Raw genomic sequence first — 25,646 nt, 5'->3', positions numbered from 1 at the left:
TTTATGATTCAGACGAATTAAACAACGATCCTTTGTGATCATTCCACGCATCCCCGCCACGGGGTAGAATGGCTATTGACATACTTGTGGTTGTGCCCTAAGGCATATTTGCCGCGGCCACAGGTCAGAATCGAAAGCAGGAGATTCGCCTTGAACAATTCATTTTCGAAAGTCGCGGTCTGGATGGTGATCGCACTTGTGCTGTTCACGGTATTCAAGCAGTTCGACGGACGCACCCAATCCCAGGATGGCGTCAGTTATACGCAGTTCATGGATGATGCCAAAGGTGGCCGCATCCGCAAGGTGGACGTGCAAGGCGAGGTGCTGTACGTAACGCCTGACGCGGGTCGCCCGTATACGCTGACGTCGCCCGGCGACATCTGGATGGTCTCCGATCTGCTGAAATACGGTGTGCAGGTCTCCGGCAAGGCTCGCGAAGAGCAGTCCTTGCTGATGAACATCTTCGTGTCCTGGTTCCCGATGCTGTTGTTGATCGGCGTCTGGATCTTCTTCATGCGCCAGATGCAGGGCGGTGGCCGTGGCGGTGCGTTCAGCTTCGGCAAGTCGCGTGCGCGCATGCTGGATGAGAATACCAACCAGATCACTTTCTCGGACGTCGCCGGTTGCGACGAGGCCAAGGAAGATGTGCAGGAACTGGTGGACTTCCTGCGCGACCCCAGCAAGTTCCAGAAGCTGGGTGGCCGTATTCCCCGTGGCGTGCTGATGGTGGGTTCGCCGGGTACCGGTAAGACGCTGCTGGCCAAGGCCATCGCGGGCGAAGCCAAGGTGCCGTTCTTCAGCATCTCGGGTTCCGACTTCGTTGAAATGTTCGTCGGCGTGGGCGCGGCCCGCGTGCGCGACATGTTCGAAAATGCCAAGAAGCATGCGCCGTGCATCATCTTCATCGATGAAATCGACGCGGTTGGCCGTCAGCGTGGCGCCGGCCTGGGCGGTGGCAACGACGAACGCGAACAGACCCTGAACCAGATGCTGGTGGAAATGGACGGCTTCGAGTCGGGCCAGGGCGTCATCGTCATCGCCGCCACCAACCGTCCCGATGTGCTGGATCCCGCCTTGCTGCGTCCGGGCCGCTTCGACCGCCAGGTCGTGGTGCCGCTGCCGGACATCCGCGGTCGCGACCAGATCCTCAAGGTTCACATGCGCAAAGTGCCGCTGTCGCCTAACGTCGACGCGTCGGTGCTGGCCCGCGGTACCCCTGGTTTCTCGGGCGCCGACCTGGCCAACCTGGTCAATGAAGCCGCGCTGTTCGCTGCCCGCCGCAACGGCCGTACGGTCGACATGTCGGACTTCGAAAAAGCCAAGGACAAGATCATCATGGGCGCGGAACGCCGCTCCATCGTGATGCCCGAGGAAGAGCGCAAGAACACCGCGTACCACGAGTCCGGCCACGCCATTGTCGCGCGCCTGCTGCCCAAGACGGATCCGGTGCACAAGGTCACCATCATCCCGCGCGGTCGCGCGCTGGGTGTGACCATGCAGTTGCCGGAAACCGACCGCTACAGCATGGACAAGCTGCGCCTGCTCAGCACCATCGCCGTGTTGTTCGGTGGCCGTATCGCCGAAGAACTTTTCATGGACCAGATGACGACCGGTGCTTCGAATGACTTCGAACGCGCCACCGCCATCGCCCGCGACATCGTCACCCGCTACGGGATGACCGACGAGCTGGGTCCCATGGTGTATGCGGAAAACGAAGGCGAAGTCTTCCTGGGCCGCAGCGTCACCAAGACCACGCATGTGTCGGAAGCGACCATGCAGAAGGTTGACTCCTCGATCCGCAAGATCATCGACGAGCAGTACGGCGTCGCTCGCAAGATCCTGGAAGACAACCGTGACAAGGTCGAGGCCATGACGGCCGCGCTGCTCGAATGGGAAACCATCGACGCCGACCAGATCGACGACATCATCAACGGTCGTCCCCCCCGTCCTCCCAAGACCCCCCAGGGTCCGTCGGATTCCGCCGACACGCCGCCCAGCGGTCTGGCAACCGGCGGCAATACCGCCGCGGCGGTTTGAGGGTGGTTCTTTTCTAGACTATGGCCAACAACTTTTTGTGCGGGCGCTTCGAGTTCGACCTTGAGCGCCCGCTGGTCATGGGCATCGTCAATACCACGCCCGATTCGTTTTCCGATGGCGGCGCGCACGACGATCCTGATTCCGCCATCGCACACGCGCACAAGCTGATTGCCGATGGCGCCAGCATTCTTGATCTTGGTGGTGAGTCCACCCGTCCCGGGGCGCCCGAGGTGTCCGAACAGGACGAACTCGCCCGCCTGCTGCCCGTGGTCGAAGGTTTGCGCGATTGCGGCGTGCCGCTGTCGATCGACACCTATAAGCCTGGCGTGATGCGCGCGGTGCTGGACGCCGGCGCCGACATGATCAACGACATCTACGGTTTCCGCATGCCGGGCGCGATCGAGGCCGTGGCCAACACGCGTGCCGGCCTGTGCGTCATGCACATGAAAGGTGAACCGCGCACCATGCAGGACGATACGACGTATACGGACCTGCTGGGCGAAGTCGGGCTGTTCCTGGGCGCGCGCGCGCAGAAGCTGCGGGCCGCCTGGATCGACCCGCGTCGCATCGTGCTGGATCCGGGCTTCGGTTTCGGCAAGTCCACCGAGCAAAACTATCTTTTATTGCGCAGGCTGGCCAGCCTGCGTGTATCGAGCTATCCCCTTTTGGTAGGTCTTTCCCGCAAGTCCATGATAGGCAACATCACAGGGCGCCAGGTTGGCGACAGGCTCGCCGGCAGCATCGCCGGCGCGCTGGCCTGTGTGGCGCGAGGCGCCGCCATCGTGCGCGTGCACGATGTGCAGGAAACCGTGGATGCCTTAAAGGTTTGGCAAGCTGTTGAACAGGGAGCGACGACGTGAGTCAACGTAAATATTTTGGTACCGACGGCGTGCGGGGCGAGGTCGGTGGCCCGGTCATCAACGCGGAATTCGCGCTGCGGCTGGGCTACGCGGCAGGTCGCGTGCTGGCGGGCGAATCCTCTACCTCCGGGCGTCCCAAGGTGCTCATAGGCAAGGACACGCGTATCTCCGGCTACATGCTGGAATCCGCCCTGGAAGCGGGCCTGTCGGCGGCTGGCGTCGACACGTTGCTGGCTGGCCCCGTGCCGACCCCGGCGGTCGCCTATCTGACCCGCACGTTGCGTCTGAAGGCCGGCATCGTCATCAGCGCTTCGCACAATCCTTTCGAAGACAACGGCATCAAGTTCTTCTCCGCCGGCGGCATGAAGCTGCCCGATGAAGTGGAAAGCGCCATCGAAGCCGCCATCGACGAGCCGCTCGGCTGCGTGGGCTCCGAAGCGCTGGGCCGCGCGCGCCGCATCGAAGATGCCGCCGGCCGCTACATCGAATTCTGCAAGAGCACCTTCCCCAACGACCTGGACCTCAAGGGCCTGAAGATCGTGGTGGACGCGGCCCATGGCGCGGCGTATCACATCGCCCCCCACGTCTTCCGGGAATTGGGCGCCGAAGTCCATGCCATCGGCGTGCAGCCGGATGGCTTCAACATCAACAAGGGCGTGGGCGCCATGCACCCCGAGTCCCTGGCGGACGAAGTGCGTGCCCGCGGCGCCCACCTGGGCATCGCGCTGGATGGCGACGCCGACCGTCTGCAGATGGTTGACGGTGACGGCCGCATCTACAACGGCGACGAGCTGCTGTACGCGATCGTGCGCGCGCGCATGCAGCAGACGCAGGTGGCGGGTGTGGTCGGCACGCTGATGACCAACTACGGCCTGGAGCGCCAGCTGCAGACGCTGGGTGTCGGCTTCGAGCGCGCCGCGGTGGGCGACCGCTATGTGCTGGAGCAGATGCAGGCGCGCGGCTGGCTCTACGGCGGCGAAAGCTCGGGCCACCTGATCTGCCTGGACTGCCACACCACCGGCGACGGCATCATCGCCGCGCTGCAAGTGCTGACGGCCCTGCGGCGCAATACGACGACCTTGGCCGACTGGGTGGCCGATCTGCGCATGTATCCGCAGGAAATGATCAACGTGCCGTTGAGCCCCGGTGTCGACTGGAAAACCCATGCGGGCCTGGCCCAGGCTCGTACCGACGTCGAGACGCGTCTGGCCGGCCGCGGCCGCGTGCTGATCCGCGCATCGGGCACCGAGCCGAAGCTGCGCCTGATGGTTGAGGCGGAAGACGCCACGGTGGCGCGAGCCAGCGCGGAGCTGCTTGCGGCTTCGCTGGCGGGTTAAGTATCTAGAGTCGAAATCGGGTCGTCGTAGAGGGGGATGACCTGTTTTCGACTGGAAGCCTGGCGAATTTTTGCCGGGCTTTCAGCATTCTGTGACAAGTTTTTTATCAGAAGTCGTGAAAACGACTTAATCCCCCGTCATTACTGAAGACTTATTCTTTTCAGGTAAGAAGCCGTAAAAGCGAGCCTGCAGAGCACGCCGCGAGACTTAACAGTCACGTAACATATCGGTCAATTACCTGACATATAAGGCGTCCACACTATGCGGACACCTAGGAGTTGGCCCAAATGCTCGAACTAGTTCGTATCGAATCCGATCGCACCACGGCGGAAGCCTGGTCCGGTCCCGCGACGACGGGATTAGTTGTCGGCCTCGCTCGTACGACGGAAGAAATCGAGGAAATACAACGGCTGCGCTACCGTGTCTTCACCGAGGACATGGGCGCCGTTTTCCCGGACGCCCAGGATGGCATCGACCAGGATCGTTTCGATCCCTGGTGTGAACATCTGATGGTGCAGGAGCTGGATACCGGCCGCGTGGTTGGTACCTATCGCCTGCTCACGCCGGAGAAAGCGCGCGAAGCGGGCGGGTATTACTCGGCTTCCGAATTCGATCTAACCGGGCTCGGCCCGCTGCGCGACCAGCTGGTCGAGGCTGGCCGGTCCTGCACCCACCCCGATCATCGCAGCGGCTCGGTCATCATGCTGCTGTGGACCGGCGTGGCGGAATACATGCGTCGCGGCGGCTACCGCTATCTGCTGGGTTGCGCCAGTGTCAGCCTGCGCGATGACGGCGTCACCGCCGCCGAGGTCTGGCGCGCCGTCGCTCCCCACATGAAGGACGAGGCCCTGCCGCGCGTGCATCCGCTGCACCGCTACCCGGTGGAAAAACTCAACAGCACCACGCTGCCGGCGCGCGTGCCGCCGCTGATCAAGGGTTACCTGAAACTGGGCGCCAAGATCTGTGGCGAACCGGCGTGGGATCCTGACTTCAATGCGGCGGATTTCCCGGTGCTGCTGGACATGGACGCCATGGACGAGCGTTATCGCCGTCACTTCGGCTTGCCGGCCATGCCGGCGACCGCGGCGGCGGAACAAGCCGCCCCGGCCCAAGGCCAGGCGCGCAAGGTGGCCTAGCCGCCGAGGTTCGGCGGCATTCATCCTCTATCAGGAAAAACGATGCGCCGAACCCTCAGAAGAATGAAGATCCGGCTCGTAAGGCGGGCCACCCGCCAATTTCGTTTAAAGCTCAAGCAGCTCGAACGAGAAACCTACTTTGCGCCATTCTGATTCTTCGGCGTGCAGGGTGAAGTCGCTGAGCGGGTGAGCGGCCAGCCATTCATTGTCGACACGGATCACGATGGATTTCTCCCGCACCGACAGGGTCAGGGGGAGCGTGGGCAGGTCTTCCCGCCGGCGCAGCAGCAATACCGCCAGACGCAGGCACAGCACCGCCAGCCATTGATCACGCGTGCGTACCAGGGGTTCCAGCTTGGCCAGCTTGCCCTGGTGGCCAAGCGCCAGCATGGCCATCACTTGCTGGTCGGCGCGGGAGAAGCCCGGCATGTCCGCATTGCCCAGCACGTAGGCCGAATGCTTGTGGTAATCGTTGTGGGCGATCGACAGACCCACTTCGTGCAGATCCGCGGCCCAGCCCAGCAGATGCTTCAGTTCGCCACGCTCGCTGTCCGGCGAGGTCAGGCCCGAGAACAGCGCCAGGGCACAGCGGCGGACCCGCGCCGCCTGGTTCAGGTCGATGTGATAGCGGCGCATGAACTGGCGCACCGATTCATCGCGCTTGTCGTGCTCGTCGTCACGGCCCAGCAGGTCGTACAACACCCCCAGGCGCAGGGCGCCGTCGCCGGTGTACATGACGTCGATGTTCAGTTCATCGAAGAGGGCGCTCATGATGGCCAGGCCGCCCGGGAGCACGTCGGACCGTTCGGTCTTGATGCCGGGCAGCTCCGAGGGGATGACGCGCCCGGAGCGGATGATGCGGTCCTTCAGCTTGTTCAAACCGACGCGTGTGATGCCAGTCTTGGAGAAACCACATTCCGTGAGGATGGCAAATAGCGCCTTGGCGGTGCCGGAAGAGCCGTAGACTTCTTTCCAGCCCATCTTGCGGTATTGCTTGGCGATCACTTCGATTTCGCGCCGGGCGGCCAGCTCGGCCTGCTTCATCTGGTGCGCGTCGACCACGCCATCCTGGAAGAACTGGCGGCTGAAGCTGACGCAGCCCATATACAGGGAGGACATCAGGCCAGGCTCGAAGCCCTTGCCGATGATGACTTCCGTGGAGCCGCCGCCGATGTCGATGACCAGCCGTTTATTGGCCGAAGGGGGCAGGGTATGGACCACCCCCGAGAAAATCAGGCGGGCTTCTTCCCGGCCGGCGATGACTTCGATGGGGAAGCCCAGCGCGGCTTCGGCGCGGGGCAGGAAGTCGGCGGTATTGCGGGCGACGCGGAAGGTGTTGGTGGCGACGGCGCGGACCCGGTTCGGGTGGAAGCTGCGCAGCCGTTCCCCGAAACGTTCCAGGACGGCGACGGCGCGGTCGATGGCTTCCGGGGACAGGCGCTTGTCGGCGTCCAGGCCGGCGGCCAGGCGCACGGTCTCTTTCAGGCGGTCGATCTGATAGATCTGCTCAGAGCCCTCCTGCTGCGCGACCCGGCCGATAGACAGGCGGAAACTGTTGGAGCCGAGGTCGACGGCGGCTAGAAGATGATCCATGCGGCGCTGCAATAAAGACATTGATGCGCTCCATTATAGAGACTCAATATGACCAAACCCTGCGGTCGGGCGTTAGTGTGAAATTCTGGTTACTCTAATTTCGCTCGTCATGGAACTGTCACGAAATTGAAGTAAAACGATTCCCACGCCGCGCGCTCACCGCAAGCTGCCCCCAAGGAGGGGGCTTTTTGTGTTGCCGGCCCCGATTACCGAATAAACGCCCGACTGGCATAAACATAACGGACTCTGCATGACTCAGAAAGCGGTTGAGCCTTGGTTCCTGAATCGCGAACTGTCGCTACTCAAGTTCAATGAACGTGTTCTGGCCATGGCCGAGAACCGGGAAACTCCCCTGCTGGAGCGCCTGCGCTACGTCTGTATCGTCAGCTCCAACCTGGACGAATTCTTCGAGATCCGCATATCCAGCCTGAAGGCGCAGCAGTTGCAGACCCCCAATCTGGTGGGCAGCGACGGGCTGACCCCGGCCGAGGCCTTCGCCAAGGTGGAGGAAGCTACCCACGCCCTGGTGGCGCGCCAGTACGACCTGCTGAACGATGAAATCCTGCCCCGCATGGAGCACGAAGGCATCACCTTGCATCACGCGTCGGAATGGAATGAAGCGCAACAACAGTGGGCGCACGCCACGTTCACGCGCGATGTCATGCCGCTGCTCACGCCGATCGGCCTGGACCCTGCTCATCCTTTCCCGCGCGTCTACAACAAGAGCCTCAACTTCATCGTACCTTTGTCGGGGACCGACGCTTTCGGGCGCAAGGCCTCGATCGCCATCGTGCAGGCGCCGCGTGCCTTGCCGCGCCTGCTGCGCATGCCCAGCGAACTGTCGGGCCGTCCGGACAGCTATGTGCTGCTGACGTCGTTGATGCGCGCTTTCGTCGGCGAGCTGTTTCCCGGCATGACGATGGCCGGCTGCTACCAGTGGCGCGTGACCCGCAACAGCGACCTGTTCGTCGACGAAGAAGAAGTGACCAACTTGCGCCTGGCCCTGCAAGGCGAGCTGTCGCAGCGCAATTTCGGCTCGGCCGTGCGGCTGGAGATCGACAAGCTGACGCCGCCGGACCTGGAGCATTTTCTGCAGCGCGAGTTTTCCCTCGGCCCGCAGGACACGTACCGGGTCAATGGACCGGTGAACCTGTCGCGCCTGATGCAGCTCTGCAATGTCGCCGACCGGCCCTCCCTGCTGTTTCCGACCTATCGGGCGCCAGTGCCGGCGCCGTTCGACCGGTCGCTGGATCCGGGCGAGATGTTCGACGCCATCGCCGCGGGCGACCAGCTGTTGCATCACCCTTACCAGTCCTTCCAGCCCGTCATCGATTTCCTGACGGCGGCGGCGCTGGATCCGGAGGTGATGGCCATCAAGCAGACCATCTACCGTACCGGCGAAGATTCCGAGCTGATGCAGATCCTGCTGGCGGCGGCGCGGGCCGGCAAGGAAGTGACGGTGGTGGTGGAGTTGATGGCGCGCTTCGATGAGCAGACCAACATCAACTGGGCCGCCAAGCTGGAAGAGGTAGGCGCCCACGTGGTCTACGGCGTGGTGGGACACAAGACGCACGCCAAGATGGCGCTGGTCCTGCGGCGCGAGAAAGGCCGCCTGCGCCGCTACGCGCACTTGGGTACCGGCAATTACCATCCGCGTACGGCCAGGCTGTACACGGATTTCGGCCTGCTGACCGCGGACGCGGCCTTGTGCGAAGACATGGACAAGGTGTTCTCGCAGCTGACCGGCCTGGGCGCGCGGCGCAGCCTGAAATCCCTGCTGCAATCGCCCTTCACCATGCACGACAGCATGGTCGCCCTGATCCGCGCCGAGGCCCAGGCCGCGCGCGAGGGCAAGAAGGCGCGCATCATGGCCAAGATGAACTCGCTGCTGGAAGAGGGCGTGATCCAGGAGCTGTACGAGGCCAGCCAGGCTGGGGTGAAGATCGACCTCATCATCCGTGGGGTATGCGCCCTGCGCTCTGGTGTGCCGGGCCTGTCGGAAAACATCCGCGTGCGTTCCCTGATCGGGCGGTTCCTGGAGCATTCGCGGGTTTTCTACTTCCATGCCCAGGGCAAGGAGACGGTCTACCTGTCTTCCGCCGACTGGATGGACCGGAATTTCTTCCGGCGCGTGGAAATCGCCTTCCCGGTCAACGACAAGGTGCTGAAAAAGCGGGTGATCGACGAAGCGTTTACCTACGCCTTGCGCGATAACCAGCTGTCCTGGCAACAGCAGCCGGACGGTAATTTCACCCGGGTGCGCAGCCGTGGCGCGCCGTTTTCGCTGCATCAATACCTGATAGATCGGCTTGGCGTATGAGGGCTGGCGCCCCCCCGGGGCGCCACCTGTCCGGCGGGCAACTGCCCCACGGGGATAGCGCGAAATATTCAGCTCCCGGTCAGACTCACCGTAAGAACTATTGCGTTTTGTTGCCATCCCCCTCCATCGTCGGGCTAAGTCTCTGTCCCCGTCACTTTTTGACCAGTATGTGACTGTCACTATCGTGTCACATAGCCTCCGTAAGATCCGTTTCCGTGACTTAGGACGGCCAGGTTCGGACGTCCACCGCACTTCACCAACAAGCACGAGAAGGAATCCACGATGCGTGTCTTCAAGCAAATTTCCGTTGGCTTCGCCCTGAGCGCCGCCGTTTTCGCCGTTCAGGCTGCCGACGTGACCGGCGCCGGCGCGTCCTTCCCCTATCCCGTCTACGCCAAGTGGGCCTCGGAATACAAGGCTGCCACGAACAACGCCGTGAACTATCAGTCGATCGGTTCGGGCGGCGGCCAGCAACAGATCATCGCCAAGACCGTCGATTTCGGCGCTTCGGATGATCCGATGAAGGGCGAAGACCTGGACAAGAACGGCCTGCTGCAATTCCCCGCCGTCATCGGCGGCACGGTGCCGGTCGTCAACGTGTCCGGCGTGTCCGCCGGCCAGCTGAAGCTGTCGGGCGCTGTCCTGGCTGACATCTTCCAAGGCAAGATCAAGAAGTGGGATGACGCCAAGATCAAGTCGCTCAACCCCGACGTCAAGCTGCCTTCGGCCGACATCATCGTCGTCTACCGTTCGGACGGCTCGGGCACGACTTTCGGCTGGACCAACTACCTGTCGAAGGTGTCGGCTTCCTGGAAGGCCGAGATCGGCGAAGGCAAGGCCGTCAAGTGGCCCACCGGTCAAGGTGGCAAGGGTAACGAAGGCGTCGCCGCCTACGTCGGCCAGCTGAAGAACTCGATCGGCTACGTCGAATACGCCTACGCCAAGCAAAACAAGCTGGCCTGGACCCAGCTGCAGAACAAGGACGGCAAGTTCGTCCAGCCGGAACAGAAGGCTTTCGCCGCTGCCGCCGCCAACGCCGACTGGAAGAGCGCGCCTGGCATGGGCGTGGTGCTGACCGACGAACCGGGCGCCGCTTCGTGGCCCGTCACCTCGGCCACCTTCATCCTGGTGCACAAGGTTCAGGACAAGCCGGCGCAGGGCAAGGCCGTGCTGTCGTTCTTCGACTGGGCCTTCAAGGGTGGTGCCAAGTCGGCCGAAGCGCTGGACTACGTGCCGCTGCCTGACGCCGTCACCAGCGAAATCCGCGCCTCCTGGAAGCAAATCAAGGGCGCCGACGGCAAGGCTGTCTGGGAGTAAATCCCCAGGTTGACAGGGCCTCGGGCGATTCGTCCCCGGGGCTCAGTCACCCAAGCAGCAGCCCAGGGGGATGGCCAATCCCCCAAAGATCACGGGCCTGGGCAATGCGTCCGGGCCCGCTCCACAAGCAAGGAAAGCCCATCCATGAGCGCGGTAATGGATAATAATGTGCCGGTCTCGTCAGCCGAGCCGGGTATTACGGCCCAAGGCACACCTTCCCCCATGAAGCAAAATTCAAACGCGCTGATGGATGCGCTATTCAGAAATCTCACACGCCTGTTCGCCTTTCTGGTTTTCAGTCTGCTGGCGGCAGTGCTCATCTCGCTGATCTACGGCAGTCGTGAGTCCCTGGCCAAATATGGCCTGTCTTTCCTGTGGACCAATGATTGGGACCCGGGCAAGCAGAACTTCGGCGCCGTGGTGCCGATTCTGGGCACGCTGGCGACCTCGGCGATCGCGCTGGTCATCGCCGTGCCGGTGTCCTTCGGCATCGCCATCTTCCTGACGGAACTGTCGCCGCGCTGGCTGCGCCGCCCGCTGGGCACCGCGGTGGAAATGCTGGCGGCCATCCCGTCCATCATCTACGGCATGTGGGGCCTGTTCGTTTTCGTTCCGGTGTTCCAGGAATACGTGCAGCCCGGCCTTATCGAAGTGCTGGGCAGCCTGCCGCTGATCGGTGGCTGGTTCGCCGGCCCGCCCTTCGGTATCGGCATCTTCACCGCCGGCCTGATCCTGTCCATCATGATCACGCCCTTCATCACCGCGGTGATGCGCGACGTGTTCGAGCTGGTGCCCCCCATGCTGAAGGAGTCCGCTTACGGCCTGGGCAGCACCACCTGGGAAGTGATGTGGAAGGTGGTCCTGCCCTTCACCAAGAACGGCGTCATCGGCGGTGTCATGCTGGGCCTGGGCCGCGCGCTCGGTGAAACCATGGCGGTGACCTTCGTCATCGGTAACGCGTTCCGCTGGAGCGGGTCGCTGTTCTCCCCCGGCAACTCGATCGCCTCGTCGCTGGCCAACGAGTTCAATGAAGCAGGCGGTCTGCAGAAATCCGCGCTGCTGGAGCTGGGCCTGGTGCTGTTCATCATCACCACGATCGTCCTGGCGCTGTCCAAGATGCTGCTCCTGCGCCTGTCGCAGAGTGAAGGCAAGAAGAGCTGAGGAGCATAAAGCCATGGCCACGTCCGTACTCAATATGCAGAACTCGATTTACCGTCGCCGCAATGTGGTGAACAAGGTCATGTTGACCGCGTCCATGGCAGCGCTGGCGTTCGGTTTGTTCTGGCTGTTCTGGATCATCGTCACCTTGCTCGCCAAGGGCGGCGGTGCTCTGTCCTATACCTTGTTCACCGAAATCACGCCGCCTCCTGGCGCGTCCGGCGGCCTGATCAACGCCATCCTGGGCAGCTTGATGATGGTGGGCATGGGCACCTTGATCGGCACGCCGATCGGCATCCTGGCCGGCACCTACCTGGCCGAATACGGCCAGCGCGGCTGGCTGGCGCCGGCGACGCGCTTCCTCAACGACGTGCTGCTGTCGGCGCCGTCCATCATCATCGGCCTGTTCATCTATGCCGTGTATGTGGCGCAGGTGGGTCACTACTCCGGCTGGGCGGGTTCGGTCGCCCTGGCCATTCTGGTGATCCCGGTGGTGGTGCGCACCACCGACAACATGTTGCTGCTGGTGCCCAACGGCCTGCGCGAGGCGACCGCCGCCCTGGGCTGCCCCAAGTGGCGCATGATCGTCATGATCTGCTACCGCGCCGCGCGCTCGGGCATCATGACCGGCGTCCTGCTGGCCATCGCCCGGATCTCCGGTGAAACCGCGCCGCTGCTGTTTACCGCGCTGTCCAACCAGTTCATGTCCTGGAACATGAACGCGCCGATGTCGAATCTGCCGGTGGTGATCTACCAATACGCCGCCAGCCCGTTCAAGGAATGGAACAACCTGGCCTGGGCCGGGGCGACGCTGATCACGTTGGTGGTGCTGGCCATCAACATCATCGCTCGCAATATGTTCCGCAAGCACTGAACCGCGCGTATTGAACTCATACTGCCGCGCCTGAGGCGCGGCACTCGGGAAACGAAATGGAAAAGAACGCTACCCTGGCCTCGAAGATCGAGGTTAAGAACCTGAACTTCTACTACGGCAAGTTCCACGCGATTCGCAACGTGAACATGTCGATCCGCGAGAAGAAGGTCACCGCCTTCATCGGCCCGTCGGGCTGCGGCAAGTCGACGCTGCTGCGGACCTTCAACCGCATGTTCGAACTGTATCCGGGCCAACGCGCCGAGGGCGAAATCCTCATCGACGGCGAAAACCTGCTGACCACCAAGACGGATATCTCGCTGATCCGCGCCAAGGTGGGCATGGTGTTCCAGAAGCCGACGCCGTTCCCCATGAGCATCTACGACAACATCGCTTTCGGCGTGCGTCTGTTCGAGAAGCTCAGCAAGGGCGAGATGGACGAGCGCGTGGAGTGGGCGCTGAGCAAGGCGGCGCTGTGGAACGAGGTCAAGGACAAGATCCACCAGAGCGGCAGCAGCCTGTCGGGCGGTCAGCAACAACGCCTGTGCATCGCGCGCGGCGTGGCGATCAAGCCGGAAGTCCTGCTGCTGGACGAGCCCTGCTCGGCCCTGGATCCGATCTCCACCGCCAAGGTGGAAGAGCTGATCGCCGAGCTGAAGAACGAGTACACCGTGGTCATCGTGACGCACAACATGCAGCAGGCGGCGCGTTGCTCGGACTACACGGCTTATATGTACCTGGGCGAATTGATGGAATTCGGCGAAACCGACCAGATCTTCGTCAAGCCCAAGCGCAAGGAAACGGAAGACTACATCACCGGCCGCTTCGGCTGAGGATGGGGCAGGGGGGCCGGGCGACTGGCACCCGGCTCGGGCAGAAGAACGGCGCGACTATCGCGCCGTTTTTTTTTGCCTGGGGCCTGGGCCGAAAATAGGGACGCGTCAATTCAGCCAAACTATGAATTAACGGCCACGATTTCGCCCAATTAAGGGCTGAAGCCATTTTGATCGGGGTATTCCGGCCTTTTTTGTGGCCTTTGAACGGCGGGGCGGCTGACTAGAATGGCCAGGTCTCGTGTTCCTCACGGGACCCGGCAGGCCCGGAGGCCTGGTCCGGCCGCCATTTTAACGGCCCGTATTCATGAATTCCTCGACCCTGATCGGTATCGGCGTTGCCCTGGCGATGCTGGCTGCCGCGATCTTCGGCTCGGCGCCCAGCGCCCTGGCCTTCGTCAACCTGCCCGGCCTGGGCATCGTGCTGGGCGGCACCATCGCCGCCTTGTTCATCGGTTATCCGATTGCCGAGATCCGCCGCATTCCGCAACTGCTGCGCACGGTCTTCCGCAACGAGCGCTTCGACTCGCAGCGCGACATCGACGAGCTGGTGACCCTGGCGCACAGCTGGGCCGGCTCGGACGTGCACAACGTCGAGCGCGAATTGCAGAAGGTCACCAATCCCTTTCTGCGGACCGGCGTGCAGTTGATCATCGACAACACCCCGGAAGAGCAGATCGTCGAACTGCTGCAATGGCGCATTGCCCGCATGCGCGCGCGTGAACAGGCCGAAGCGCAGATGTTCCGCACCATGGCCAGCTTCGCGCCGGCCTTTGGCATGCTGGCCACCTTGATCGGGCTGGTCAATCTGATGACCGTGCTCGGTTCGCAGGGCATGGACATCATCGGCAAGCAGATGGGGATCGCGCTGATCGCCACGTTCTACGGCATCCTGATCGCCAACCTGATCTGCAAGCCCATCGCCATCAAGCTGGAGCGCCGCACTGAGCAGCGTTTGATCCTGATGAATATGGTGCTGCAAGGCATCTCCATGATGTGCGAGCGCCGGGGGCCGGCTATGGTGCGCGAGACCTTGAATTCCTTCATGGAGCACGTCGAGGACGAGATTCGCGAACAGCCCGCCGGCCGCGCCGAGAAGCGCGCCCGCGGCGCCGCGAGCACCGCCAGCACCAGCCGTACGGCGCCTTCCGTGCCGACGAGCTCCGCCCGGCCGTCCGTGCCGGCTGGTGGCGCGGGCACGGGTGCCGGCGCCGCGCGCGGCAATCCGGATGCGCGGGCCCAAGCCGCGGCCACGTTCGAAGCGGCGCTGCGTAATCGCGCCTCGTCGCGGTCCTGATCGCCAGCCTATTCGTCAGTTCCATGGCTACTACCCAATCCCGCGCGTCCTGGATCGACATCGCCGCCCGCAACAAGGCGGCGGTCGAGCGCCAGCAACGCGAGCGGACCAAGTCCGTACGGCGCAACCGCTATGAGCGCTGGCATGTACCGGAGACGCTGGACCGCGAGCCGGACAACTGGCTGATGACGTATCTGGATCTCATCACGCTGTTGCTGGCCTTGTTCGTCGTCATGCTGGCATTGACGCGCCTGGGGCCAGGCATGGCCGTCAAGCCGCCCGAGGTGGCGACGGGTGTCAGTCTGGCGAAGCTGCCGGCGCGTCCCGTCGAGGATTGGGAAAAGAACCTGCCGGTGATTCCGGCCGCGTGGGCGACGCAACCCGATCCCGTGCCGGCGACGACGGCGCCGACCGATCCGCTGGAGCCGGCCAAGGCCGAACCAGTAAAGATGCCGACCGCGGAAGAGCTGGGTTTGAAGGACCTGGGCAAGGCGGTCAACGTGACCATCAATCGCCAGTCGGTCAGCTTCCGTATCAGCAATGAGTTGTTGTTCACGTCTGGCCAGGCGACCCTGAGCCCCGAAGGCGTGCCCTTGATCAAGAAGCTGGCCGATGTCATCAACCACAGCAAGTATCCGCTGTCGGTGGAAGGGCATAGCGACAATATTCCCATCCTGACCCGCCAGTTCGCGTCGAACTGGGACCTGTCGACCAGCCGCGCCACGTCGGTGTTGCGTGAACTGGTGCGGGACGGTGTGGACCCGATGCGCCTGCGCGCCATCGGCTATGCGGACACCAAGCCGCTGGAAGCCAACGATACGGCGGCCGGCCGGGCGGCGAATCGGCGGGTGGAGCTGATCATGCGTATCGATCCGAAGGCGCCGGCGGAACAGTAGGCGTTGTCGTGTGTGTGTTCAGGCAAAGGCATCCTTCGGGATGCCTTTCTTCATTAAGAACCGCGCAATTTCTCACTTTTTGAAACCGCACGCGCTTCTATGACAAGTCACATTTGAGGGGGCGGGGCTCATTGCTGCTTCTAACGGTCTCGTCCAATGGAGGAGATGCAAATGAGTTTCGATGGTTTCGACAGTCCCGAAGTAAAACGTTTTCAGCGCAAGGTAACGCTGCTTTCAGCGGGGGGCACCTTTCTTGATGGTTTCGACCTGACCATCATCGCGGTGGCGCTGCCCATGCTGATCAAGCAATGGAACCTGGGCGGCGGCACGCAGAGCCTGCTGGTGTCGTCCGCCATCATCGGGTCCTTTATCGGCGCGGCGTGGCTGGGCCGGCTGACCGACCGCTTCGGGCGCAAGGCGATGTATGTGGTCGACCTGATGGCGTTCGTGGTCTTCGCGATCGCGACGGCGGCCTCGCAGGACGTCTGGCAGCTGATCGCTTTTCGCTTCCTGTTGGGGGTGGGCATCGGTGCCGATTATCCGATTTCAGCGACCCTGGTGGCGGAGTTCAGCTCCCGTCATCACCGCGGTCGCCATGGCACGTTCCTGGCCGCCATGTGGTTCGTGGGCGCGTTCGCCGCTTATCTGGTGGGGCTCGCGTGCCTGCCGCTTGGTGACAATGCGTGGCGGGTAATGTTCCTTGTGGGCGCCGTATTTGCGCTCGTTGTTTTCTTCTTCCGCATTACCTTGCCCGAGTCGCCGCGCTGGCTGATGTCGCGCGGCCGCGTCGACGAGGCGCAGGCCATCATGCGGCAGGTCACCGGGACCGACGTGGTGATGACAGGCGGGCAGGGCAAGACCGTGGCGCTGGGCGAGCTGTTCGCGCCTCGGCTGAAGCGCCGCACCATATTCGTGTTCTGCTTCTGGTTCTGCTACGCGACGGCCTATTACGGTATCGCCATGTATACGCCGACCCTGATCTCGCCCTTCGCGCAGGGCTCGCATGCGTGGACGCTGGTAGGCTCGGGCATCGTGGCCATGCTGGGGCTGATAGGTTCGCTGGTCGGCATGCAGCTGGTGGATCGTTGGGGACGGCGGCCTTTGCTGATCACCTCGTTCAGCGGCTTGACCGCTGCCCTGGTTGTGCTGGCGCTGAACGCGCATCCGGGATTTGTGTTTCTGGTCGTGCTGTTCAGCTGCGCCGTGCTGTTCGCTAATGCTGGCGGCGGGATCCTGAATTTTGTCTACCCGACGGAGTTGTTCCCGACCGACATACGCGCCGGCGCCACTGGCCTGGCCACCGCGGTCAGCCGGGTCGGTTCCATCCTTGGCGTGCTGGTATTTCCCAATTTCATTGCATGGTGGGGCAATGCGGCGGCCTTGTGGTTCTTCGCGCTGATCGGTCTGCTTGGTCTGACGGTGACGGTGCTGCTGGCGCCGGAGACGCGGGGAACGAAACTCGAAGATATTGAAGCAGGGAAGGTTTGATCATGACGATGTATTCCGCGCTGACGTCCGCGCAAGCGCTACCGGCGGCCAATCCAGCGCCCTCGACGATATTCGTGCAGTTGTCCGATCCGCATATACGCGAGCCGGGCCGGCTGGCCTACGGGCGCCTGGAGACCGCGCCTTATCTGCGTGCGGCGGTGGCGGCGGTCAACGCGCTGCCGCAGGCGCCCGAGGCAGTGGTGCTGACCGGGGATCTGACCGATTTCGGCCGTGCCGAGGAGTATGCGCATCTGGCGGCGTTGATCGCGCCCTTGACCTCGCCGGTTTATCTGCTGCCCGGCAATCACGACACGCGCGAGGGACTGCGGGCGGCCTTTCCCGGCCATGCGTACCTGGCCGGGGAGGGGACCATCCACTACGCGGTCGACATCGGCGGGCTGCGGCTGCTTGCGCTGGATACGAGCGTGCCGGGGCACAGCCATGGCGAGCTGGATGACGCGCAGCTGGAGTGGCTGGATCAGGAGCTGGTGCGCTGCGTCGGCCGTCCTGCCGTCATTGCCATGCATCATCCTCCCTTCGCGACCATGATCGGACACATGGACAAGATCGGCCTGCTGGCCGGCGCGCGTGAACTGGAAAGCATCGTGGCGCGGCATCCGCATGTGGAGCGGATCATCTGCGGCCATGTGCATCGGCCTGTCGAGCGGCGCTTCGGTGGAACCATCGTCAGCATCTGCCCGTCGCCGGCGCATCAGGTCTGCCTGGACCTGCAACCCGAGGCCGAGTCGGCATGGGTGCTGGAGCCACCGGCGTTTCGGGTACATGCCATGGATCCGGATGGTCGGCTGGTCAGCCACCTCAAGCCCATAGGCCAGTTTGATGGTCCACATCCGTTTCACGATAATGGCAAGCTCATCGACTAGGAGAGGTTGCTATGCGGGCAAGGACGAAGGTGTGGGCGCTGGCCGTGGCCGGTGCGCTGATGCTGGCGGTGGCGCAGCCTGGGCGGGCGGCGGATGACATTCCGGGTTCCAAGGATCACCCCATGCTGTCGCGCTTTGCGGGGGCTCAGATCAATGCGTATAGCGTGCAGGACTACGACGAAGCGCTGATGCCCAATCAGAAGATCGACAGGGATGACAAAGTGCAGGCCTTGTCGCTGGAGGGCAAGGTGACGCGCATCGGCTACCGTATCGGCGGCGGCAAGTCGCCGCTGGAGGTGTATCGCAATTACCAGGCGGCCTTGAAGGACGGCGGTTTCGAGACGATCTTCGCGTGCAAGAACGATGAGCAATGCGGCGAGGATTTCCAGCGCTATGTGATCAACAGCGACAAGGTGCGCCGGGCCGGGCAGGGCGATGCCGCATTCGGCGGCACGTATTACGGCTTGCTGGCCAAGAAGGCCGCGCCTGCCGGGGATGTCTACGTGTTCCTGGACATCATGGAGGACGACTCCAATCACATCACCCCCGTGTATCAGCAGGTGGTGGAGACCAAGGCCATGCAGCAGGGGCAGGTGAAGGTGCTCGATGCCACGGCCATGCAGAAGGCATTGGATGAGTCTGGCAAGGTCGCGATCTATGGCGTGTATTTCGACACGGACAAGGCCGAGATCAAGAGCGATTCCAAGGAGTCGCTGGACCAGATGGGCAAGCTGCTCAAGGACAACCCGTCGTTGAAGGTCTATGTGGTCGGCCATACCGACAATGAAGGCGCGCTGGCGCACAACCGGACCCTGTCGCAGCAGCGGGCGGACGCGGTGGTCAAGGCGCTGGTCAGCCAGTATGGGGTCGATGCGAAGCGCCTGGAGGCTTACGGCGTGGCGTCGCTGGCTCCGGTGGCCAGCAACGATAGCGACCAGGGCCGGGCGAAGAACCGGCGGGTGGAGTTGGTGAAGGAGTGATAGACGGGGCGATCGCCTGGTGGAATCTGTGAGGGAATGCCGAGACCGGGGATCGGCCGGCCAGATCTGGCTGCGGGTACAGCAGTTTTAGGAAATTTCCTCCACCCTGTGGATAACCTGACGTGCCGGGTTCTGGTATATTTGCCAACCTTCGGGGCGTAGCGCAGCCTGGTAGCGCATCTGCTTTGGGAGCAGAGGGTCGCGAGTTCGAATCCCGCCGCCCCGACCAATAAGTCCGCAAAAGGCCTCAATCTTCAGAGATTGGGGCCTTTTGTCATTGGGCGGGGGGTTCCGTTCGCCGCCTGTCCGGGATGCAATTGCGCCCGCTCAACGCGACCCTAGATCACCACCGCCTGCTCTTGTATCAACCCTCGCAGCGGGTCCAGCGTGACATGCGCGCCTAGCGGTAATGTCAGATTGGGATCGCCATGGCCGCTGGGCCAGCCCGTGATTACCGGAATGTTCAGGTCCTGGAAGTAAACCTGCAGCAAGGTCGCAATGGCCAACTGCTCCAGCTCGTCCGTGTCGGTGGCGCCAGATCGGGTGAAATCGCCGGCCAGTACGCCGCGCAGACCCTTGAACTTGCCCGCTTCCCGAAGCTGCGACAGCATGCGGTCGATGCGGGGCGGCGCTTCGTTTACGTCTTCGATAAACAAGATGGCGTCGCGCGTGTCGATTTCATGCGGCGTACCGATCAACGCCGCCACCAGCGACAGGTTGCCTCCCACCAGCCGACCTGACGCCCGGCCGGGCAGGAGTGGGGTCAGCATAGGCGCAGGTGGGGGCGCCACCGGATCGCCCGGCTGGGTGCCGCCGCTTATCATGCGCCACACCGCCGCTTCGGTCGGCGGTTCGCGCCCGGCAAGGAAATCCTGACCCAGCATGGGCCCATGAAATGTCACGAAGCCCGCATGGCGCTGAATGGCCAGATGCAGCGCCGTGATATCGCTGTAGCCGATGAAGGGTTTGGCGTTGCGGCGCAGCAGGTCATAGTCCAGCGCGTCCAGCAGGCGCCATGACCCGAAGCCGCCTTGCAGGCACCAGACCGCGCCCACGTCAGGCGCGGCGAAGGCATCGTGCAGGTCCTGGACCCGCGCGGCGTCCGTGCCGGCCAGGTAGTCGAAGGGAGCGGGCATGCGCGTGCGCGCCGCCGGCATCACCCGCACCGGTATATTGCGGGCTTGGAGCCACATCGCGGCATCATCGGCCGCGTCCGCGGCGGCCGATGCCGGCGCCACGATGGCGACCGTGCTTCCGGCGCGGTAAGCCGGCACGGGAGCCGCATACCCCGTATGCGACGGTAGCGCCGGGGCCAAAGGCTCCAGCGATGGCACGGTCGCGTTACTCCCGCGCCGAACCGCGGGGGCGCACCCGGACATCAGGATGCCTGCCAGTCCCAGTGAAATCCCTGCACCGAGGATGCGCCTGCGGGCGGGGAGTGCAGAATGTACTGGCGGCTGGTCTTTCGTCATGTGTCTGGATTTTGGAATGATGGCCCGCGCTATTGTGCCTGCGGCGTGCCTCGCCCGCTGCTTCCTACGTCGTCATTATTAGGAGCCACATAAGGTTAGCTCAAACTTTGAGCCAACCCTTTTTGGTTTTTGCGGCCGTTGTTCGGGCTGGTGTTGGGGCGGTTCAGCAGGGCGCGTTCGCGCATGCGGTGGGCCAGGTCGGCATCCGGCAGGTCGTCGGCGATGCGGTCGGGGTCTTCGAAGGTGGATTGGGTGTCCTCGACTTCCGCTACGCAGGTGACCTGGACGGTCAGCCTGGCTTCGGCCAGCATCAGGCCTTTGCCGCGAAGCACACAGGCCAGGTGGGCGGGCGAGATGTCGTCGGTCAGGGCCAGCAGGCGGCCGGTTTCGCTGCAGACGATGCGGTGCAGGGCATGGTCGTCTTCCCGCATGCGGAAGAAACGCTTGCCGTTTTCGTCGACCAGACGCAGCAGCAGGCCGCGGCCGGCCAGGTCGTTCATGCTGCGGTACAGGGTGCCAAGACTGACGGCGGAGGCCTGGGTGAATAGCTCGCGGTACAGGGTTTCCGCGGAAAACCAGTCGCGGGGGCGGCTGAGCAGGGCTTTCATGACCTGCAGGCGAGGGGCGGTGGCGCGCAACCGTACCGATTGCAGGCGGTCACGGGCCTGGGCGGATGGCACGTTCTCAATAGCGTTCATTTAGTTGGGCTCCTTGATATGTATGACGTTTGAGAACGGCAAAACCCCTGGGTTGGTTACATCTTTTTCAAATGAGTTTTGTGGCCTCCCGCTCGCGGGAGGGGGGAGCCGTGAGGGGCTGCGCCCCTCACGGCTCCCCGTCGTCGCGCATGGCGCGAAGTGGGCGAGGGGCTCTCACCGTTCCGGCAGGAGGGCTGCGCGGGGGTGTGGGGGCGGGGCCCTCACGCCTTCTGGCGGGAGAGTGCGGGGATATGAAGGGAGTGTGCGGGCATATGAGGGGCGCCGCCCCTCATGCTCTCCATCGGTGGAAGACGGACAGGGCCAGGAGGACGGCGAGCAGGAGTTCGCTCATGGGGCCGCCGCCACCGCCGCCTTCGTCCTTGAGGTCGCCGGTGTTGTAGCTGCTGCCAGTGTTCGACGAAACCGCGGTGGTGGCTTTGACGGTGACGGACCGGGTTGCGCTCTGTTCGCCCTGGGCAGTCTCGCATTGCAGCGTGTAGACGTTATTGCCCGCCAAGGGCGTCACCTCCTCGCTGCCGGTAACGGCCTTGCTGCCCGTCCACGCGCCGCTGGCGCGGCACACGCTGGCATTGGTGCTGGTCCAGCTGAGCGTCACGCGGTCGCCCGTCGTCACCGACGACGCGGAAGCCGTCAGGCTGCTGACGGTCGCGGCCGGGACGCTCACGTCGACGCTGTACACGGTGCCATACCCCGGAATCGTGTCGCTGCCGTCATACGTATTGCCATCCCCACCGCCATAGCGCGTCGCCCCATACAGCTTCTGCACGTTGTTCTTGATGGGCCCGGCGGTCAAGCCAACCGGTCGCGCCCCATCGCGAGCAGGATCGAAGCGGTACAGCACTTCCACCACATCATCAGCGCGATCCGCCGCGCTGCCCACCTTTATCCGGAACAAGGCGCCCGCGCCGATGGCGGCCTTGGCGGCCGCCGCGGTCTTCGTGTTCATGACCCGGCCATCACGCGCCGTGGTGCCGTAGATGTTTCCATCCGCCGCCTTCACCAAGGGCCCGAAGGGCGACGAGCCATCGCCGTCAGCCGTGCCATCGGTCGCGGCATCCGAACGGAAATGATGAACCGTCTGGAAGGTGGATGGATCCGATTTGCGCATCCGCCACACGCTGCCGCCATCGATCATCTGACCCGTCGTGCCCAGCCCGTGATAGAAGCTGGTGCCGTACAGCCAGTCACCATCCTCCAGCAATCCGGTCTGGTTCGTGTCGCCAGTGAAGGGTTGCCCATCGCGTACCGACGCAAAGGTGTGCAGTACTTCCACCGTACTGGCGCCGTCCGTCTTGATGTCGGCCGCGCGGATGCGGAACAGCGTGCCCGCGGGCTTGTCGCCGGAGGGCACCAGGTCGGGATCGCCGGCGACGCCGCTGGTGGTCGACGTGATGCCGTACAGCGCCTGGTCCGTCGTGCTCCACACCGACGCAATCACGCTGCCATCCCCCTTCGTGTAGTACGTGGTGCTACGCGTGCCGTTCGGGACCACCTTGAGATAGGCCGGCAGCCGGAAGTTGACGAGTTGCTGCACGCTTTCGTCTGCGTTCATCCGCCACAGGCTGGAAGACCCGCCGGAGAAGTAGATGACTCCGTTGGCATCGATCGCCGCGCTGCCGCCAGGCAGGAAGCTGGTCGTATAGAACGGCACCTGATCCGCCCCGCGTGGCGCGATGGGTGTGGGCACGCCCTTGTCGATACGCAGCAACGCGGGCACGCCGGTGAGCGTCGACGAATACGACGACGCATTGAACATGGACGCCGATGTACGGCCGTAGATCAGGCCGTCCGAGCGTTGCACGAGGTTGCCGTAGTTGCGGCCGAAGTCGCCCAGCGCCACGGCGCTGTACAGCGCCGTGGCGGGATCGAGGGTGTACGCCGTACCCTGCGGCAACTGGCCGTAGGCGCCAAGGGCCGGCATGCCGGTCTGGGTGACGCCGTACAGCTTGCCATCGGCACTCAGCAGCGGCGGCGTGATGGGCGATGCACCCGCGGGCGCGGCCGCGCTACCGCTGAAGCGGACCAGCACGGTGGGTTGATAATCCGCGGCCCAGGCGGATGTGCTCAGGGCTGCTGCCGCCAGCAATAGCATGGGCGGGACGAGGATGGGAAGACGGGAACGTTGCACGAAATAGCTCCAGTGGCGCTTCGGAATACGGTGAGGTGATCCTGCCCGCGGAGGTGCCAATGAATGGGGCGCGGGAAGGACTCGGAATGGAGAGAATCAGTTGATGCCGCGCGTGTCGCGGCGCCGCCGGCTCCACAGCGCGGCCAGGCCAAGCGCGCCCAGCGCCAGCGGCGCCAGCGCACCACCGCCCCCGCCACCATTGCCATAGGACACGCTGTTGCCGTCGTCGGTCGACGCCGCCGCATCGATGCGCAGCACGGCGACCGAGGAAACCTTGCTGCCATCCATCGTGCTGGTGCAGCTGAGGGTGTAGTAGTACACGCCGGACGGCTTGGTCAAAGTCAGGTTGCCACTGGTCTCGACGGCGCCGGTCCAGTCCTGGGCCGATGACGAAGCCACGCAATCCTTGGCCATGTAGGTCGTCCACGTCAGATCGGAGACGGTGCCTGAATTGCCGGACGCCGGCGTCACCGTCAGGCTGACACTGGCCGGCAGGACGGAGCCGTCCAGGTTGACCTGGAACAGTGTGCCGTACACGTCCTCGGCGATGTCGGTGCCCGAACGGTTGGTGTAGCCCACGCCGCCATACATGGTGGCGCCGTACAGATTGCCATCGCTGGCCGCGGCCACGCCGATGGGCGCCTTGCCGTCCACGGCCTTCTCGAAATCGTGCAGATGTTCGAAGCCGCCATCGACGACCTGGTCGGCCGCGTCGACCTGGATGCGGCTGGGCACGATGCGGTACAGCGTGCCATTGCGGACGGGCCGCTCCACCTGGTCCGCGCCGCAATAGGCCGCGAGGTTGCAGTGAGGGCCATCGGAATAGGTCTGCCAGCTTTGTTTGCTGCCGCCGGCCTGGGTCGTGCCGTAGATGGCGCCGTCCTTGCCCAGCGCCAGCGGCCCGCGCGGGTTCGAGCCATCCGTATCGGAAAACACGTGCAGCCATTGCATGGCGCCCGTGCCGTCCTTGCGCATACGGTAAACGGCGCCGTAGGGGCGGGGACCGTCATAGTGCGGATAGGCTTGCAGCGGTGACCGGGACCAATTGCTGACGCCCGTATAGGCCTTGCCGCACTGGGCGCTCTCCAGGCCGGGATTGCTGGCGCCATAGCGCAAGGACGAAGTCGTCGCGGCGACGACGCAATGGCCGATCGACGTCGTGCCGTAGATCCAGCCGTCGCCGCCGTCCGTCACGAAGGCCAAGGCGGTCTCCGCTGCCGTCACCGACGCATCGCGCAGTGCCGGGTGGTAGGTGGGAAACTCGCCCTCCTGCAAGGTGAAGGCGTGCAGCACGGTGTAGCTGGACGGCTGGGCGGGATCGATCCGGTAAAGCACGCCGGTGGGCGTGTTGGGCGCGACCGGCGTGCCGACGGCGCCAGGGATGCCGCGGTCATAACCGAGGATGCCGTAGAGCGCGCCATCGCTACCCAGCGTAAGGCCGTTGGGAAGCTGTGGCGTGCCATCGCCAAGGGACGTGAATGCATGCAGGATGGCAAGCGTGCCGTCGCCGGCCAGGCGGAACAGACGGCCGTTGCCGTCCGCGCCCTGGTCCAGGCCGTACACGTTGTCCTTCGCGTCCGCGACCAGGACACCGGTGGGATGCACCAGTTGTCCGACCGTGGCCGCGATGAGTTCGCCATTGGCCCCATCGAAGTCCGTGCGGAACAGCGCGCCGCCGCGCACGGTGGTGCCCGTGTCGGAAAACCCCAGGACGCTGTTGGCCGGCGGCGCCATCGTGCCTATCATCCTGCCGTCGCTCAGGCGCACCAGATTGCCGACTTCACGCGCGGCGATGGCATTGGTGGTGCCGCCTCCATACACCGGCACGTTGGAGTAGCCGATGCCCAGATCCGCCCACAGGTTGTCGATGCGATAGTTGATGTTCGGCGACGGTTGCAGCAGGACCATGCCGGGCACGCGCGTGAGGCCGCGCGGCTGGGCCACATCCGAATAGCCCACCAGGCCATAGAGAAACGCGCCGTTGGCGCCGCTGTTATAGAGCGGCGGGCTTTGCGGATAGCGCGCGGGCGGCCAGCCGGCCAGGCCGCCGGACGCGGCTTCGGTATCCGCCGCGTAGAAATGCAGCGACGTCATCGGCGTGACCCGCACCGCGTCGACGGCGTGGGCCAGGGAAGGCAGGGCGGCGCCCGCCACGGCGGCCGTCAAAGCCAGCGCGGCAAAAGGACCCGCGGCATAGCGGCGCCGGTCATGGGCAGGAACCGCAAGAGAGCGGGCGAGAGGAAATGGCATGTTGCGCATGGGAATACTCCGGCATGGCGCGCGCGGCGCGGCGGGTCAGTAGCAGTGAATCGAATTCGTT

General features: G+C 63.9%; 19 protein-coding genes and 1 tRNA gene. 15 read left to right on the top strand and 5 right to left on the bottom strand.

Going from position 1 to position 25,646, the window contains the following annotated elements; all coding sequences use genetic code 11:
• Positions 1 to 150 precede the first annotated feature (150 nt).
• From ftsH to ASB57_RS16710, 4 genes are all read left to right on the top strand, one after another.
• Positions 151 to 2,037, top strand: a complete 1,887-nt coding sequence (gene ftsH / locus ASB57_RS16725) for an ATP-dependent zinc metalloprotease FtsH (RefSeq protein ID WP_057653245.1) — start codon at positions 151 to 153, stop codon at positions 2,035 to 2,037.
• A 20-nt stretch (positions 2,038 to 2,057) separates the two neighbouring features.
• Positions 2,058 to 2,897 carry a dihydropteroate synthase gene (folP, locus tag ASB57_RS16720; RefSeq protein ID WP_057653244.1) on the top strand — a complete coding sequence of 280 codons (840 nt, stop codon included), beginning with the start codon at positions 2,058 to 2,060 and terminating at the stop codon, positions 2,895 to 2,897.
• Positions 2,894 to 4,234, top strand: a complete 1,341-nt coding sequence (gene glmM / locus ASB57_RS16715; protein ID WP_057653243.1) for a phosphoglucosamine mutase — start codon at positions 2,894 to 2,896, stop codon at positions 4,232 to 4,234. Before folP ends, glmM begins: the two co-directional genes overlap by 4 nt.
• Positions 4,235 to 4,521: 287 nt before the next feature.
• Positions 4,522 to 5,370: a GNAT family N-acetyltransferase gene (locus tag ASB57_RS16710; RefSeq protein ID WP_057653242.1), complete on the top strand. Its 849-nt coding sequence runs from the start codon at positions 4,522 to 4,524 to the stop codon at positions 5,368 to 5,370.
• Positions 5,371 to 5,475: 105 nt separating this feature from the next.
• On the opposite strand, the gene ppx is transcribed toward ASB57_RS16710, so the two are convergent.
• Positions 5,476 to 6,963, bottom strand: coding sequence for an exopolyphosphatase (ppx, locus tag ASB57_RS16705; protein WP_057656211.1), 1,488 nt, complete (start codon positions 6,961 to 6,963; stop codon positions 5,476 to 5,478).
• Positions 6,964 to 7,213: 250 nt separating this feature from the next.
• On the opposite strand from ppx, the gene ppk1 reads away from it, so the two are divergent.
• The 11 genes from ppk1 (at position 7,214) to ASB57_RS16650 (ending at position 19,236) form a co-directional block, all read left to right on the top strand.
• Positions 7,214 to 9,283 carry a polyphosphate kinase 1 gene (gene ppk1 / locus ASB57_RS16700; protein ID WP_057653241.1) on the top strand — a complete coding sequence of 690 codons (2,070 nt, stop codon included), beginning with the start codon at positions 7,214 to 7,216 and terminating at the stop codon, positions 9,281 to 9,283.
• 282 nt (positions 9,284 to 9,565) lie between these two features.
• Positions 9,566 to 10,600, top strand: a complete 1,035-nt coding sequence (pstS, locus tag ASB57_RS16695; protein ID WP_057653240.1) for a phosphate ABC transporter substrate-binding protein PstS — start codon at positions 9,566 to 9,568, stop codon at positions 10,598 to 10,600.
• 144 nt (positions 10,601 to 10,744) lie between these two features.
• Entirely contained in the window at positions 10,745 to 11,761 is a 1,017-nt protein-coding gene (gene pstC / locus ASB57_RS16690; protein WP_057653239.1) for a phosphate ABC transporter permease subunit PstC, read from the top strand.
• 13 nt (positions 11,762 to 11,774) lie between these two features.
• Positions 11,775 to 12,632, top strand: coding sequence for a phosphate ABC transporter permease PstA (pstA, locus tag ASB57_RS16685; RefSeq protein ID WP_082621663.1), 858 nt, complete (start codon positions 11,775 to 11,777; stop codon positions 12,630 to 12,632).
• A 56-nt stretch (positions 12,633 to 12,688) separates the two neighbouring features.
• Positions 12,689 to 13,462 (top strand): phosphate ABC transporter ATP-binding protein PstB, encoded by a 774-nt coding sequence (pstB, locus tag ASB57_RS16680; RefSeq protein WP_057653238.1) that lies wholly within the window; start codon positions 12,689 to 12,691, stop codon positions 13,460 to 13,462.
• A gap of 307 nt (positions 13,463 to 13,769) precedes the next feature.
• On the top strand, positions 13,770 to 14,759 hold the full coding sequence (locus ASB57_RS16675; RefSeq protein ID WP_197424738.1) for a motility protein A: 990 nt from the start codon (positions 13,770 to 13,772) through the stop codon (positions 14,757 to 14,759).
• 23 nt (positions 14,760 to 14,782) lie between these two features.
• Positions 14,783 to 15,655, top strand: coding sequence for an OmpA family protein (locus ASB57_RS16670; protein WP_057653237.1), 873 nt, complete (start codon positions 14,783 to 14,785; stop codon positions 15,653 to 15,655).
• A gap of 171 nt (positions 15,656 to 15,826) precedes the next feature.
• A complete protein-coding gene (locus tag ASB57_RS16665) occupies positions 15,827 to 17,143 on the top strand; it encodes an MFS transporter (RefSeq protein WP_057653236.1) in 1,317 nt (438 codons plus the stop codon).
• An 8-nt stretch (positions 17,144 to 17,151) separates the two neighbouring features.
• On the top strand, positions 17,152 to 18,027 hold the full coding sequence (locus ASB57_RS16660; protein ID WP_057656209.1) for a phosphodiesterase: 876 nt from the start codon (positions 17,152 to 17,154) through the stop codon (positions 18,025 to 18,027).
• An 11-nt stretch (positions 18,028 to 18,038) separates the two neighbouring features.
• Positions 18,039 to 19,007, top strand: coding sequence for an OmpA family protein (locus tag ASB57_RS16655; RefSeq protein ID WP_057653235.1), 969 nt, complete (start codon positions 18,039 to 18,041; stop codon positions 19,005 to 19,007).
• Positions 19,008 to 19,159: 152 nt separating this feature from the next.
• Positions 19,160 to 19,236, top strand: a tRNA-Pro gene (locus ASB57_RS16650).
• Between the two features lie 109 nt (positions 19,237 to 19,345).
• Here ASB57_RS16650 and ASB57_RS16645 read toward each other — a convergent pair.
• The 4 genes from ASB57_RS16645 to ASB57_RS16630 form a co-directional block, all read right to left on the bottom strand.
• On the bottom strand, positions 19,346 to 20,281 hold the full coding sequence (locus ASB57_RS16645) for an LD-carboxypeptidase (protein ID WP_057653234.1): 936 nt from the start codon (positions 20,279 to 20,281) through the stop codon (positions 19,346 to 19,348).
• A gap of 293 nt (positions 20,282 to 20,574) precedes the next feature.
• The gene (locus ASB57_RS16640; RefSeq protein ID WP_057653233.1) at positions 20,575 to 21,177 is read right to left on the bottom strand and encodes a Fur family transcriptional regulator; all 603 of its coding nucleotides are present in this window, start codon (positions 21,175 to 21,177) and stop codon (positions 20,575 to 20,577) included.
• A 289-nt stretch (positions 21,178 to 21,466) separates the two neighbouring features.
• Positions 21,467 to 23,326: a choice-of-anchor tandem repeat GloVer-containing protein gene (locus ASB57_RS16635; RefSeq protein WP_156414192.1), complete on the bottom strand. Its 1,860-nt coding sequence runs from the start codon at positions 23,324 to 23,326 to the stop codon at positions 21,467 to 21,469.
• Positions 23,327 to 23,422: 96 nt separating this feature from the next.
• Positions 23,423 to 25,585 (bottom strand): choice-of-anchor tandem repeat GloVer-containing protein, encoded by a 2,163-nt coding sequence (locus ASB57_RS16630; protein WP_057653231.1) that lies wholly within the window; start codon positions 25,583 to 25,585, stop codon positions 23,423 to 23,425.
• Positions 25,586 to 25,646 lie beyond the last annotated feature (61 nt).

Source organism: Bordetella sp. N (genome assembly GCF_001433395.1).
In the GTDB taxonomy this organism is placed as follows: domain Bacteria; phylum Pseudomonadota; class Gammaproteobacteria; order Burkholderiales; family Burkholderiaceae_B; genus Bordetella_C.
Note: the sequence above shows the minus strand (reverse complement) of the source record. Positions and strands in the feature narration are given on the sequence as shown.

Coding starts and splice junctions, on each gene's coding strand:
- folP (WP_057653244.1), top strand. CDS start 2,058: ATGGCCAACAACTTTTTGTGCGGGCGCTTCGAGTTCGACCTTGAGCGC.
- ASB57_RS16710 (WP_057653242.1), top strand. CDS start 4,522: ATGCTCGAACTAGTTCGTATCGAATCCGATCGCACCACGGCGGAAGCC.
- ppx (WP_057656211.1), bottom strand. CDS start 6,963: ATGGATCATCTTCTAGCCGCCGTCGACCTCGGCTCCAACAGTTTCCGC.
- ppk1 (WP_057653241.1), top strand. CDS start 7,214: ATGACTCAGAAAGCGGTTGAGCCTTGGTTCCTGAATCGCGAACTGTCG.
- pstS (WP_057653240.1), top strand. CDS start 9,566: ATGCGTGTCTTCAAGCAAATTTCCGTTGGCTTCGCCCTGAGCGCCGCC.
- pstC (WP_057653239.1), top strand. CDS start 10,745: ATGAGCGCGGTAATGGATAATAATGTGCCGGTCTCGTCAGCCGAGCCG.
- pstA (WP_082621663.1), top strand. CDS start 11,775: ATGGCCACGTCCGTACTCAATATGCAGAACTCGATTTACCGTCGCCGC.
- pstB (WP_057653238.1), top strand. CDS start 12,689: ATGGAAAAGAACGCTACCCTGGCCTCGAAGATCGAGGTTAAGAACCTG.
- ASB57_RS16675 (WP_197424738.1), top strand. CDS start 13,770: ATGAATTCCTCGACCCTGATCGGTATCGGCGTTGCCCTGGCGATGCTG.
- ASB57_RS16670 (WP_057653237.1), top strand. CDS start 14,783: ATGGCTACTACCCAATCCCGCGCGTCCTGGATCGACATCGCCGCCCGC.
- ASB57_RS16665 (WP_057653236.1), top strand. CDS start 15,827: ATGAGTTTCGATGGTTTCGACAGTCCCGAAGTAAAACGTTTTCAGCGC.
- ASB57_RS16660 (WP_057656209.1), top strand. CDS start 17,152: ATGTATTCCGCGCTGACGTCCGCGCAAGCGCTACCGGCGGCCAATCCA.
- ASB57_RS16655 (WP_057653235.1), top strand. CDS start 18,039: ATGCGGGCAAGGACGAAGGTGTGGGCGCTGGCCGTGGCCGGTGCGCTG.
- ASB57_RS16640 (WP_057653233.1), bottom strand. CDS start 21,177: ATGAACGCTATTGAGAACGTGCCATCCGCCCAGGCCCGTGACCGCCTG.
- ASB57_RS16630 (WP_057653231.1), bottom strand. CDS start 25,585: ATGCGCAACATGCCATTTCCTCTCGCCCGCTCTCTTGCGGTTCCTGCC.